General features: G+C 71.5%; 10 protein-coding genes. All 10 read left to right on the forward strand.

Features of this window, described 5'->3' with window-relative positions; translation table 11 throughout:
- The first annotated feature begins 1320 nt into the window (after positions 1-1320).
- The 10 genes from ACFYWM_RS01685 (at position 1321) to ACFYWM_RS01730 (ending at position 12770) form a co-directional block, all read left to right on the forward strand.
- On the forward strand, positions 1321-3399 hold the full coding sequence (locus ACFYWM_RS01685) for a BTAD domain-containing putative transcriptional regulator (RefSeq protein ID WP_389907282.1): 2079 nt from the start codon (positions 1321-1323) through the stop codon (positions 3397-3399).
- Between the two features lie 134 nt (positions 3400-3533).
- Positions 3534-4151, forward strand: a complete 618-nt coding sequence (gene wrbA / locus ACFYWM_RS01690; RefSeq protein WP_389907284.1) for an NAD(P)H:quinone oxidoreductase — start codon at positions 3534-3536, stop codon at positions 4149-4151.
- A 373-nt stretch (positions 4152-4524) separates the two neighbouring features.
- The gene (locus tag ACFYWM_RS01695) at positions 4525-5130 is read left to right on the forward strand and encodes a flavin reductase family protein (protein ID WP_389907286.1); all 606 of its coding nucleotides are present in this window, start codon (positions 4525-4527) and stop codon (positions 5128-5130) included.
- A gap of 10 nt (positions 5131-5140) precedes the next feature.
- Positions 5141-5551: a YybH family protein gene (locus ACFYWM_RS01700; RefSeq protein WP_389907288.1), complete on the forward strand. Its 411-nt coding sequence runs from the start codon at positions 5141-5143 to the stop codon at positions 5549-5551.
- 43 nt (positions 5552-5594) lie between these two features.
- Positions 5595-6818 (forward strand): acyl-CoA dehydrogenase family protein, encoded by a 1224-nt coding sequence (locus ACFYWM_RS01705; RefSeq protein WP_389907290.1) that lies wholly within the window; start codon positions 5595-5597, stop codon positions 6816-6818.
- Positions 6819-6868: 50 nt separating this feature from the next.
- Entirely contained in the window at positions 6869-7687 is an 819-nt protein-coding gene (locus tag ACFYWM_RS01710; RefSeq protein ID WP_389907292.1) for an aldo/keto reductase, read from the forward strand.
- 86 nt (positions 7688-7773) lie between these two features.
- Positions 7774-8817 carry a methyltransferase gene (locus tag ACFYWM_RS01715; RefSeq protein WP_389907294.1) on the forward strand — a complete coding sequence of 348 codons (1044 nt, stop codon included), beginning with the start codon at positions 7774-7776 and terminating at the stop codon, positions 8815-8817.
- 194 nt (positions 8818-9011) lie between these two features.
- Positions 9012-10415 (forward strand): NAD-dependent epimerase/dehydratase family protein, encoded by a 1404-nt coding sequence (locus ACFYWM_RS01720; RefSeq protein WP_389907296.1) that lies wholly within the window; start codon positions 9012-9014, stop codon positions 10413-10415.
- Positions 10412-11629, forward strand: coding sequence for an MFS transporter (locus ACFYWM_RS01725; RefSeq protein ID WP_389907298.1), 1218 nt, complete (start codon positions 10412-10414; stop codon positions 11627-11629). Before ACFYWM_RS01720 ends, ACFYWM_RS01725 begins: the two co-directional genes overlap by 4 nt.
- Positions 11630-11798: 169 nt before the next feature.
- The gene (locus ACFYWM_RS01730; RefSeq protein ID WP_389907300.1) at positions 11799-12770 is read left to right on the forward strand and encodes a glutathione S-transferase family protein; all 972 of its coding nucleotides are present in this window, start codon (positions 11799-11801) and stop codon (positions 12768-12770) included.
- The last annotated feature ends 123 nt before the right edge of the window (positions 12771-12893 follow it).

The following is a 12893-nucleotide window of genomic DNA, read 5'->3' on the forward strand; positions in this document are numbered from 1 at the left end:
TTCCGGCTCCGGTTCCGGCCCCGCGCGGTGCGGGACCGCGACGGCCGGGTCTCCGAACGGAGACCCGGCCGTCACCGTGTCCCGCGTACCGGATGGCAGGCCACGGGACGGCGAACCGGCGGGTGAGCCCGATCGCCCGGTGGCCGTCCGTCCACGGTCGTGAACAGGGCGGCGGGCCGGAACGTCGCACAAGGGCGTGCGGGACCGCGCCCGGCCGTGTTTGACCGATCCTCGCGCGGGTAGCGATGGTCGGCCGGGGGCCGGTCGCTCCTCGCACACGAAGAACGAAGCACGTAAAGCACGAAGCAAGCGAAGAACGAAGCACGCGAAGAACGAACAAAACAGCGCGATGGGTGGTGGTTGTCCGGGCAGGCAGGACCTCCGACAATTCAAGTCGCCGATGGCGTGTTCTCCCCGCCGTCGCCGGCCGCGACCAGGACCTGGTCGCGTACGCGTTTTTCATCGACACCGTTTTCGTGGCCGGACATTCTTGAATTCGGCCGTACCCGTGGCCCGGGAATTCCCGCACCGTACGAGGGTTTGGTAATCGGGGAATGACGTTCTCCCTGAAGCGGGGGTGTTCCCTCCTGGAATCCGAAACGTTCTGTGGCACGGTCCTTCGCCCCTGATCGGTGATTCGGCGACCGGGTGCCGTGAACGAAACGTGCGGGACCCGGCGATGTTGACCGAAATTCGGGTCCGTCGCGCCCGGTCACGGCGAGCCGCCGACGCCCGATGCCGGGCCCGGTCGGCCGCCGAACCGGAGACAGGGAACCTTCCCTGGTGAACCGCCTCCTCCGCCCTTTCGGCTCCTCGCTCGCGGGCCTCCTTCCCCACGGCTTCCCCGGGACGACGCGTGCGGAACGGGGCGACGTGGCGTGACGAATTATGTCACGGTAAAAATTGGAATTACGTTGGGAGACTTATGATTGATGGGCGCTTATTGGCCGTGACCATGCAATTTATCGCTGGCTTGCCACGTGTGCGGTGATTTGCTATATGTAAAGAGGGTGAGGTCTTGTTAAATCAAGATCACATGTGTTGAATAGTGATCACCCGGAATTGGCGGTATGGGTGCGTCACATTCACCCCGCGTCGCCGCTCCTCCGGCGAAACGGCGATCCATCGTGAAAGGAAAGGCAAGGTGACGAACGGTCGTGACGGTCCCCCTTCCATGGTCAACCGGGTTGTCGCGGAGGGCGCCGTGAATACCCGACCGGGAATGGGGATTGATGGGACGAGGCGAGACGATCCGATTAGATTGCCGTTAACGGAAGTGTCGAGGCGCACATGCTGTTTCGTATACTGGGTCCACTTGAAGTGCTGATCGGTGACACACCCGTCGTCGTCGGCAAGAACCGGCAGCGCATCGTTCTCACGATGCTCCTGGCCGGCGCCGGCCGCATCGTGACGGTCGGGGAGATCGTCGAGGCCCTCTGGGCGGGCAGGCCGCCGCGGACCGCCGCCGAGCAGGTGCAGACGTGCATATGGCAGCTGCGCCGCTCCTTCGCGCTCGCCGGAGCGGTCGCGGACCTCATCGAGACGACGTCACCGGGTTACGCCCTGCGCGTCGACCCGCAGACCGTCGACGCGCACCGGTTCAACGAGCAGGTCGCCGACGCCCGCTCGCTGGCCGCGCAGGGCGACCGGACGCTGGCGGCGTCCCGTTTCCGCTGCGCTCTGTCGCTGTTCCGCGGCCCGGTGCTCGCCGAGGTCGACAGCCCCGCCGTGCAGGCCATCGCCGCCAAGTGGGAGGAGCGGCGGCTGTCGGTCATCGAGGAGTGCATCGACCTGGAGCTCCAGTGTGGCCGGGGCCGGGAGCTGATCGACGAGCTGATGGCCCTGGTGGAGCGGTATCCCCTGCGGGAGGGCCTGCGCGCGCAGCTGATGTACGCGCTGTACTGCGCCGACCGGCGGGCGGAGGCCCTGGAGGCGTACGCCGCGGGGCGGGCGCTCCTCGTCGACGAGCTCGGCCTCGAACCCGGCCCGACCCTGCGGGAGATGCACCAGCGCGTCCTGGCGGGCGAACCGGTTCACACCCTTGAGGAAACGCCCGTCAACGTGCCCGCCCAGCTTGTCGCGGACCTGCCCGACTACGTCGGCCGGCCGGAGCACGAGCGCCGCATCCGCGCCGCGCTGACGGCCGACAGCCAGGGCGCCCGCATCTGCGGCGTCTACGGCAAGTGGAGCTCCGGCAAGTCGGCCATGGCCCTGCACGTGGCCCACCAGCTGCGCGGCGAGTTCCCCGACGGGCAGCTCTACGCCGACCTGCGCGGCTCCCGGCCCGACCCGGTCGACGTCGGCGACGTGCTGTCCTGCTTCCTGCGCTCCTTCGGCGTCGCCGACACCGCGATCCCGAAGGAGCTCTCCGAGCGGGCCGCGATCTACCGCAGCCTGCTCGACCGCAGGCGCGTGCTCATCATGCTCGACGACGTGCTCGGGGCCGGTCACGTCTGGCCGCTCATCCCGGCCACGCCCGAGGCCGCGCTGCTGATGACCAGCCGCTCGAACCTGTCCGACGTCCCGGGCAACTTCCCCGTCGAGGTGGGCATGCTCACCGTCGACCAGTCGGTCGAGCTCCTGCGCAAGGTCGTGGGCGTCCACCGCATAGCGGCGGAGCCCGAGGCGGTGGACCAGGTGGTCGGCGCGACCGGCAGGCTGGCGCTCTCGGTGCGTGCCGCCGCGGCGCGCCTGGCCGCCCGCACCCACCTCAAGATCGGCCGTCTCGCGCAGCGGCTGAGCGACCCGGACCGCCGGCTGGACGAGCTCTCCCACGGCGCGTTCGACATGCGCTCCTACCTGGCCCCCAGTGTCGAGGCCCTCGACCCGGACGTGCGGCGGGTCTGGTACGCGGCGGGCATGCTGCAGGTGCCCGACTTCGGCGCCTGGGTGATCGCCGCCGCCGTCGACACCCCGATCGCCGACGTGGAGCCGATCCTGGAACACCTCGTCGACCGGGGGCTGCTGGACGTGGCGGGCACCGACCACATGGGGGTGTTGCGCTGCCGGATGCACCAGCTGATGGGGCTGTACGCCAGGGAACGCTCCCTCAGCGAGCTGACCGCCGCGCAGCGGACCGGCATGCTCGATCGCGCCACCGACTGCTGGCTGGGGCTCGCCCAGGGCGCCGAGCGGCTGCTCAGGGGCGAGGCGGGGGCGTCCGGCCTGATCGAATGCCCGACGTCGGTGTGCGAGCAGATGATCGAGATGGTGACGTCCGATCCGGGCGCCTGGCTCGAACTGGAGGCCGAGGGGCTGCGCTTCGCCGCCCGCCACCGCGGCCGGATGTCCCGCGTGCCGTCACCGTCCCGCCCCCGGCTCGGCCGCCGGGAACTCGGCATCGTCGGCGCGGACGCGGACGACCAGGACGGTGTCGCGGCCGTGCCGTCCGCGAGCTGACGGCCGTCGTACGGAGGCGTGGGAGACGGACGGGGCCCGGCCGGGATGGGACGCGTACGCGTGAAACCCGGCGGGCCCGGTCGCCCGCGCCTTTGAATTGAGATCTGTCGAATGAACAGTTGAGAGGTGTGCTGATGAATACCCGAATCGCAGTGATCTACTATTCGGCCACGGGCAACGTGCACGCGCTCGCCGAGGCCCTGGCCCGTGGTGCCGCCTCGGCGGGGGCGGAGGTCCGGCTGCGCCGGGTCACCGAGCTGGCCCCCCGTTCGGCGATCGACTCCAACCCGGCCTGGCGGGAGCACGTTGACGCCACCGCGCATATCGAGGAGGCCACCGTCGACGATCTCGTCTGGGCCGACGGGTTCGTCTTCGGCACGCCCACCCGCTTCGGCAACGTCAGCTCCCAGCTCAAGCAGTTCCTCGACATGACCGGCAAGATCTGGCAGGAGGGCGAGCTGGCGGGCAAGGCGGCGACCGGGTTCACCAGCAGCTACGAGGTCCACGGGGGGCAGGAGACCACCCTGGTCGCCCTCTACAACGTGATGCACCACTGGGGCTCGATCATCGTCCCCACCGGGTACGTCGACTACGACCTCATCCACGCCGCGGGCGGCAACCCGTACGGCATCAGCATCCGCGACGGCGACGAAGACCTGGCCAAGCACGTGTACGCCGCCGCCGAATACCACGGTGCCCGTTTCGCCCGGATCGCCGAGGCGCTCAAGCCGCTGCGAGCCGCGCACACGTGACGTCCCGCCCGCCACCGGCTCCTGGTGAGCCGTGAGCCGTGAGCCGTGAGCCGTGAGCCGTGAGCCGTGAGCCGTGAGCCGCGAACGCGTGACACCCAGCCCGACGACGACAACGACGACGACCATGACGACCCACCGAGCCGCGGGCACCTGACGCCCGGCACGGCACGACAGGCGTCACCCGAGGCCGCCGGAGCATCGCTCCGGCGGCCTCGCCGTCTCATGGCCCGCCCAGGTCAAGGCCGGTGAGAGAGGGTGAAGAGAGCTTCGAGAGCCGACGCCCATAGCGTGAACTCACGTGATTGCAGGCGGTTCCCGGACATCGTCGCGTACGGGTCCGGACCGGGCTCCCGGCCAGCAGAGGCGGTATCACATGCGCGAAGTACCGAACACGAATCAGAGCGGCCAGGACGACTTCCGCGCCCTGATGGCGGGTTTTCCCACCGGGGTGGCGGTCGTGACGGTCGTCTCCGCCGACGGCAGTCCCAAAGGCATAACCTGCTCGTCGGTCTGCAGCGTCACCCTTGCCCCGCCGACCCTGCTGGTGTGCGTGCGCAACGCCAGCCCGACCCTGGCGGCGGTGCTCGCCGCCCGGCGGTTCACCCTCAATCTTCTCGACCACAACGCCCGGCCGACCGCCGAGCTGTTCGCCTCCGGCGATCCGCGCCGCTTCGAGCGCGCCGAGTGGACGGTCGACGGCAGGGCGTGCGGCCCGCACCTGGTGCGGGACGCCCACTCCATCGCCGACTGCCTGGTGTCGCGCGCCGACCGGGTCGGCGACCACACCGTCGTGATGGGCGCGGTCCAGCGCGTGCTGCGCCGGGAGTCGCGCCGTCCGCTGCTGTACGGGCTGCGCCGCTACTCGGTGTGGCCGGAACCGCACGAGCCCGTACCCGCCGAGGTCGCCGAGCCCGCCGTCGCGGGACACCGCCACCGGCCCGCGCTGACCGCGGAAACCGCGAGTCACCGAATGTCATGAAGGAGCACAGATGACCAGCTCGACGAGGAGCGCCTTCGCCCCGGTCTCCGACCCGTACCAGCACACCGAGAACTTCCGCCGCGCCTTCAACTCCGGTGAGGCGGCCGCCGTCGAGGCCGGCCTGGAGGACGGCGCGGTGTTCGTCCGAGGCCCCGGCGACCCCGTCACCGGCGGCGAGGCGAGCAAGGCGATCGCCGACTTCCTCGCGCTCGGGCTGCCCATGGACATCCGCGACCGCCACGTCTACGTCGCGGACGACATCGCGCTGATCATCGCCGACTGGGTGGTGGAGGGCACCGGCCCCGGCGGCGACCACATGCGGATGGAGGGGACGAGCACCGACGTCATCCGGCGCGGCGCCGACGGCCTCTGGCGCTCGGTCATCGACAACCCGCACGGCACCACGCGCCCCGCGGCCTGACCGTCCCGGCGCCCTGATCCCCCCGACACCCTAAGGAGAGAACGTGACCATCACCACGCCCGCCCCTTCGGGGGCCATACCCCGGCCCGACTGGTCGGCCAGGCCGGACACGCCGAAGGGCTGGGTCGACCGCGCCCGGGAGGTGGCCGACGTGCTGAGCGTCGGCGCGGCCGAGCGCGACCGGGCCAACCAGACGCCGCACGAGGAGATCCAGGTCCTCAAGGAGTCGGGACTGGTGCCGATCTTCGGTCCCGTGGAGCACGGCGGCGCCGGCCAGGAGTGGCCGACGGCCTACCGGGTCGTGCGGGCGGTCGCCTCGGCCGACGGGTCGATCGGCCAGCTGCTGGGCGACCACTACACCTGGTGCTGGCTGCCCCGGTGGCTGGGCACCGAGGAGCAGATCCGGCGGCTGGAGATCGAGGCCACCCGGGGCAACTGGTTCTTCGGGTGCGCCCTCAACCCGCGCGACGCCGACGTGGTCGCCACCGACGAGGGCGACCACCTGGTCTTCAACGGCAGCAAGCACTTCTGCACCGGGGTGAAGGTCTCCGACCACACGGTGCTGGAGGGCGTGCTGAACGGCAAGGACCACGTGCTGGCCGTCGTGCCCACCGACCAGCCGGGCATCATCCACCACAACAACTGGGACAACATGGGCCAGCGCCTGACGGAGAGCGGCGGGATCACCATCCGCGACGTCAGGGTGCCATGGGAGGACGCGCTGGGCTACCGGGACAAGGAGTTCAACCCGCGTACCTACGCGACCACGAACGTGCCGACCGGCCAGCTCCTGTTCTGCAACATCTGGCTGGGCGTGGCCGGGGGCGCGCTGCGCGCCGCGATCGAGTACACCCAGAACGGCCGCGGCTGGGGCGGCTACGAGCGCACCGTCGACGAGCCCCGCGTCCAGGACACCATCGGTGACCTGACCGCCAAACTCTGGGCCGCCGAGGCGCTGGCCGACCAGGTCGCCGAGGAGGGCATGGAGCTCCATCGCGACCCCGACTCGGTCACCCCCCGGATCCGCGGCGAGTACAAGGTGCGGACCGCGGCGGTCAAGGCGCGGGCCGACGAGGTGGCACTGGAGGTCACCTCACGGATCTTCGAGGTCACCGGCGCCCGCTCCACCGCGAACCGGTTCGGCTTCGATCGCTTCTGGCGCAACGTCCGTACCCACACGCTGCACCACCCGGTGGCCTACCAGCGCCGCGAGGTCGGCCTGTACCGGCTGCTGGACGAGGTGCCCGAGCCCGGCCGCTACTCCTGACGACGGCCCCGAACAGGAAGGACGAACCTGCCGTGACCACGATCCCGCACGTGCCCCTCAACGATGGCGTGTCCATCCCGCAGCTCGGGTACGGGGTGTTCCTCATCCCCGCCGACCAGGTGGTGGAGCCGATGACGACGGCGATCGAAGAGGGCTACCGCCTGATCGACACCGCCGCCGCCTACCAGAACGAGGCCGGAGTCGGAAAGGCGATCGCCAACAGCGAGGTTCCGCGCGAGGAGTTCTTCGTCACCACCAAGCTGTGGAACGACGCCCACGGCTACGACGAGACCATGCGGGCCTTCGACGACAGCATGGCCAGGCTCGGCCTCGACCAGCTCGACCTGTACCTGATCCACTTCCCGCGCCCCGCGCTGAACCGGTACGTGGACAGCTGGCGGGCGTTCGAGAGGTTGCGGGCCGACGGCCGCGTCCGGTCGATCGGCGTGTCGAACTTCGGCGTCGCCGAGCTCGACCGGCTGGCCGAGGAGTGCTCGGTGGTCCCCTCGGTCAACCAGATCGAGCTGCACCCCCTGTACCCGCAGCACGAGCTGCGCGCGGCGCACGCCGAGCGCGGCATCGTGACGCAGGCCTGGAGCCCCATCGGCCGTGACCAGGGACTGCTTCAGCATCCCACGGCGGTGGAGATCGCCAGGGAGTGCGACAGGACGCCCGCGCAGGTCGTGCTGCGCTGGCACCTGCAGCACGACATCGTCGTCATCCCGAAGTCGGCCAGGCCCGAGCGCATCCGTGCCAACATCCAGGTGTTCGACTTCACCCTCGACGAGTCCCAGATGGCACGGCTGGACGACCTGGGCACCGAGCAGAGATGCCACCCCGTCCCCGGCACGCTGTTCGACGTGTCGTGACGGCCCCACGCGCGAGAACACGGGAGGAGAGCGCGGTGTCCCTTCACAACCATCAGGGTCCTCACGATCATCAGGGTCCGCGGAAGGTGCGGTCACGTGAGGATCTCGTCGGCCCGCTGTTCGGGGCGGCGGCGTTCCAGATGCTCAACGCGGGCTGCGAGCTGGGCCTGTTCGCCCTGCTGCGCGACAAGGGGGAACTGGCCGCCGAGGAGGTCGGCGACGCGCTCGGGCTGGGCCCGCGGCCGGCGGAGATCCTGCTGCTCGGCGTCACCGCCCTCGGGCTCACCGAGGTGACCGGCGGGCGCTACCGCAACTGCGCGGTGATCCGGGAGATGTTCGAGGACGGTTCCTGGGAGGTGCTGGCCGACATCGTCGCCTTCCAGGCCCAGCTCGTCTACCTTCCGCTGGCCGACCTCGTCGAGTCGCTGCGGGAGAACACCAACGCCGGGCTCGCCCGGTTCGCGGGGACGGGCGACGACCTGTACCACCGGCTGCCCGAGACGCCGGAGCTGGAGCGGCTCTTCTACCGCTGCATGCGCTCCTGGTCGCTGCTGTCCAACCCGGTCCTGGTCGCCAAGGCGGACCTCACCGGGGTACGCCGGGTGCTCGACGTGGGCGGCGGCGACGGGGTCAACGCGATCGAGCTGGCCCGCGCCAACCCCGGGGTCGAGTTCACCGTCCTCGACCTGCCGGGCGCGGTGGACATCGCCCGGCGCAAGATCGCCGACAACGGCCTGAGCGACCGCATCGACGTGCGGGTGGGCGACATCTTCAACGACCCGTACCCCCAGGGCCACGACGCGGTGCTGTTCGCCAACCAGCTGGTCATCTGGTCCCCGGAGCAGAACCGCGACCTGCTGCGCAAGGCGCACGCGGCGCTGCCCGAGGGCGGCAGGGTCATGGTGTTCAACGTGATGTCCGGCGACACCGGCGACGGCCCGCTCTACTCGGCGCTGGACAACGCCTACTTCGCCACGCTCACCGCGCCGCGCAGCATGATCTACAGCTGGAGCCACTACGAGCGGTGGATGCGCGAGACGGGGTTCGACGAGGTGCGCAGGCTGCCCGGGGACACCTGGACCCCGCACGGGGTGATCAGCGGGATCAAACGGGCTCCCGCCGCGAGCTGAGCCGCGCTTCCGGACGGGGCGCCGATCGGGCCCCCGTCCGGCCTTCCGAGCCCCGAACCCCGGGTCCCGGGCTCCGTCGGACCCGTCGAACCTGCGGGTCCCGAGCCCCGGGCCCTGTCCGGACCCGTGAGTCCCGGACACCGAGCACTGAGCACCGAGTCCCGAGCCGGTCCTGCCGTACAGGAGTCTTCGAGATGAGTGCCGCACGGCGTATCGAGGGAATCCTCGACGAGATCCGCGCCATCGCCCCCGCGTGGCGCCGCGCGCTGGACAACGCCACCCTGCGCAGGCTGTGGGAGCTGACCGCCGAGCTGACCGCGACGTACCCGGCGGGCGGCGCGCGCTACCGGCACGTCCTCGCGCCGGTCGGGCGGGACGTCGGCGTGCCGCACCGGCGGGTACGCGACCTGGTCGGCGGCCGTACCGTGCTGGTCATCGGGGCCGAGGGACGCATCGGCGGCATGCTGGTCGCCGGGCTGGCGGGCATGGGGCCGGGCAGGCTGCTGACGGCCGGCCTCTCACCGGACGCCTCCGTGGACAGCACCGTGGACGGCACCGTGGACAGCACCGTTGACGGCGCAGTGGGAGGCACAGTGAACGGCGCCGAGCACCGCGTCCTCGACGTCCGCGACCGGGAGCGGGTCTCCCGGCTGATCACCGATGTCCGTCCCGACGTCGTCTTCCACCTGGCCACGCGTCCCGTCACGGGAACGGCCGAGGGCGGCACCCACGACTCGGTGTGCACCGACGTGCTGGGCACGCGCCACGTCGTGGACGCCTGCGCCGAGGCGCGGGTCGGCGTCCTGGTCGTCGCCTCCGCCGAGGAGTCGCTGCTCCTGTACGCCCACGACGTCCGGTCGGCCAGCAAGCGGGCCATCGAGCTGATCGTCGCCGACGCCGCGTCCCGGGGGCGGGTGAACGCCGTCATCGCGCGCCTCGCCCACGTCGCCGACGACTCGCCGCTGCTGCGCCGCTTCCGCCGCTCGTGCCGCGAGGGGACGGTGCTGTGGCTGCCGGCACCGGCCCGGCGATTCCACCTGCAGTCCGCGAAGGAGGCCGCGCAGCTGCTGCTGGTGGCGGCGATCGGCGCCCGCACCGGCGCGGCGGCCGTGCACGCCGTCCGCGACCTCGCCCTGCCGGCGACCCCCCTGGACCTGGCGGTCGGGGTGATGAGAGAGGAAGGGGTGACGGCGATGCGCATCGCCGACGACGTGACGGGCAGACCGCCCCAGCACTGCCCGGACCTGACGGGCCAGGCGGGCCTCACCGGGATCAGCCCGCTGTTCAACGCCTTCGAGGCCTCCTGCGCCGAGCGCTCGGTCTCCCCGGACGTCGACGTGGTGGCCTGCCGGTTCCGGCTGCCCGCGGCGGCCGTACGGCAACTCGACCGTCTCGGTGACCTCTGCCTGGGGACCCGGGAGCACGACCTGGCCGACGCGTTCGACCGGTTCGCGCGCACCCTGCTGGAAGCCAATCTGGCACAGACGCCCCGGTCCGTCGTACGCCGTGTCGCGCACCTGAGCGAACCGCACCGCCGGCACATGACGGCCACGGACCGCATGGTCAACGACCGCGTCAGGTGGTGGGCGGCGCGATGAACACCTCCGGACGCACCCGGCTTCCTGGAACGGTCCTGCTGCTGTGCCTGAGCCAGATCGTCGGATCGCTCGGGCTCGCCGCGGGCGCCACCGCGGGCCCCCTGCTCGCCGAGCTGATCACCGGATCGGCGGCCTACGGCCCGACGGCGATGGGCGCGCTGGTCACCGGGTCGGCGCTCGCCGGTCCCGCCGCGGGCGCGATCATGCGGCGGCTCGGGCGCGTGTGGGGCCCGGCCGCCTGCAACCTCTGCGCGACCGCGGGCGCGGCCGTCGTCGTGTTCTCGGTGAACTGGGGGCTGGCGAGCCTGCTGCTCGGCACCGTGCTGCTGGGCGCGGGCACCACCGGTGTGATGCTCGGCCGCTATCTGGCCACCGACCTCGTCGACGAGCGCCGTGCCCCGCAGGCGATGGGGATGGCGGTGGCCGCCGTCACCGTCGGCGCGGTCCTCGGCCCCGTGCTGCTCGGACCGACCGGTTCGGTGGCGCGGGCGGTGGGCCTGCCCCCGCAGACGGGTCTGCACCTGCTCGCGGTGGTGGTGTTCCCGCTGGCCTCGCTGATCCTGCTCAGGCTGCGTGGTGGCGGCGGGCCGGAGGCGTCCGCGACGGACACCCCGGCCGCCGGACGCGGGACGGGGCGGCTGCTGCCGCTGCTGGTCCTGGGCACCGGCAACCTGTCCATGGTGGCGATCATGGGCTCCGCGCCGAACCACCTGCAGCACAGCGGGTGGGACCTTCAGGCGGTCGGGATGTTCGCCGCCCTGCACATCGGCGCGATGTTCGCCTTCGCGCCGGTCTCGGCGGCGCTGTGCAGGCGGTTCGGCCCCCGCCCCGTGGCGCGGGTCGCCGCGCTGTGCATGACCGGCTCGCTGGCCTTCGGCGTTCTCGGCGGCGGCGTCGGCTCCGACCTGGCGCTGCTGGCGCTGGTCGGGGTGTCGTGGAACCTACACCTGGTCAGCGGCAGCATGTGGCTGGTGGAGGTGACGCCGGAACCGCTGCGCAACCGCGCCGAGGGGCTCGGAGAGCTCGCCATGGGCGCCGCCGCGGCGGCCGGGAGCCTCGTCCTCGCCGGGCCGCTGCTCTCCCTGGGCGGGCTCCCGCTGCTCTGCCTGGCGATGGCCGCGGTCAACGTCGCGACCGCCGTGGCGCTCTCGGCCGGGGCGCGGTCGCGCCGCACCCCGGCGGCCCCGGTCCCCGCGGACTCCTCGAAGCCGTGATTCCTCGGAGCCCTGTGATCCCTCGAAGTCGTAATGCCCCGGCGCGTACGGGGAAGGTCACCGTCGGAGAGACCGACCACGATCCCATGGAGCCGAATTGAGCACGGAGTCCAAAGCAGGGAACGAAGCAGGGACCGAAGCAGGGGCCGAAGCGGAGTCCGAGTCCGTGATGTCCCCCAGCCACTTCGACGCCCGGATCACCGCGGATCCGGGTTCGGCCTGGCCGGTGGAGCCGGGCCGCTACCGGCTGGTCGCCAGCCGCGCGTGCCCGTTCGCCAGCAGGGCCGTGGTGAGCCGCAGGCTGCTCGGCCTGGAGGACGCGATCTCGCTGGCCCTCGTCGACCCCATCCAGGACGACCGGGGCTGGAACTTCGGCCTCGGCCCCGGCGGCAGGGACCCCGTCCTCGGCTACCGCTACCTCAGCGAGGCGTACCTAGCCGCCGACGCGGACTACGACGGCGGGTTCAGCGTTCCCGCGATGGTCGACGTGGCCACCCGGCGCCTGGTGACCAACGACTTCGGCGCGATGACCCTGGACCTGGCGACCCAGTGGACGGCACTCGCCCGCCCCGGCGCCCCGGACCTGTACCCCGAGCCGCTGCGCGCGGAGATCGACGAGCTGAACGAGCTGGTGTTCCGCGACGTGAACATCGGGGTGTACGAGGCGGGCATGGCCACCACCCAGGAGGCGTACTCGCGGGCCTACGACGCGCTGTTCGCCCGCCTGGACGCGCTGGAGGAGCGGCTGCGGACCCGCCGCTACCTGGTCGGCGACACGATCACCGAGGCCGACATCCGGCTGTTCACCTCGCTGGTGCGCTTCGACGCGGTCTACCATGGGCACTTCCGGTGCAACCGGTCGAAGCTGACGGAGATGCCGGCGCTGTGGGCGTACGCGCGCGACCTGTTCCAGACCCCCGGCTTCGGGGACACGGTCGACTTCGACCACATCAAGCGCCACTACCACCTCGTGCTGGACGAGAGCAATCCCCGTCACATCGTGCCCGGCGGCCCGGACCTGTCCGGATGGCTCACCCCGCACGGCCGCGAGGAGCTCGGCGGCAGGCCGTTCGGGGACGGCACCCCGCCGGGGCCGCCACCCGGCCCGGAGGCCGTGCCGCCCCGGGGACGCGCGGCCTGAAGCGGCTTGAAGTGGCTTGAAGTGGCTTGGAGTGGCTTGGAGTGGCCACCCCGGTGTCCCCCGAGGCGGCCTGACCCGAGCCGTGTTTCCCGAGCGGCTCAACTTTTCCGACCGGCCTGACTT

Origin of the sequence: Streptosporangium sp. NPDC002721 (genome assembly GCF_042888905.1) — a bacterium.
Classification (GTDB): Bacteria; Actinomycetota; Actinomycetes; order Streptosporangiales; family Streptosporangiaceae; genus Streptosporangium.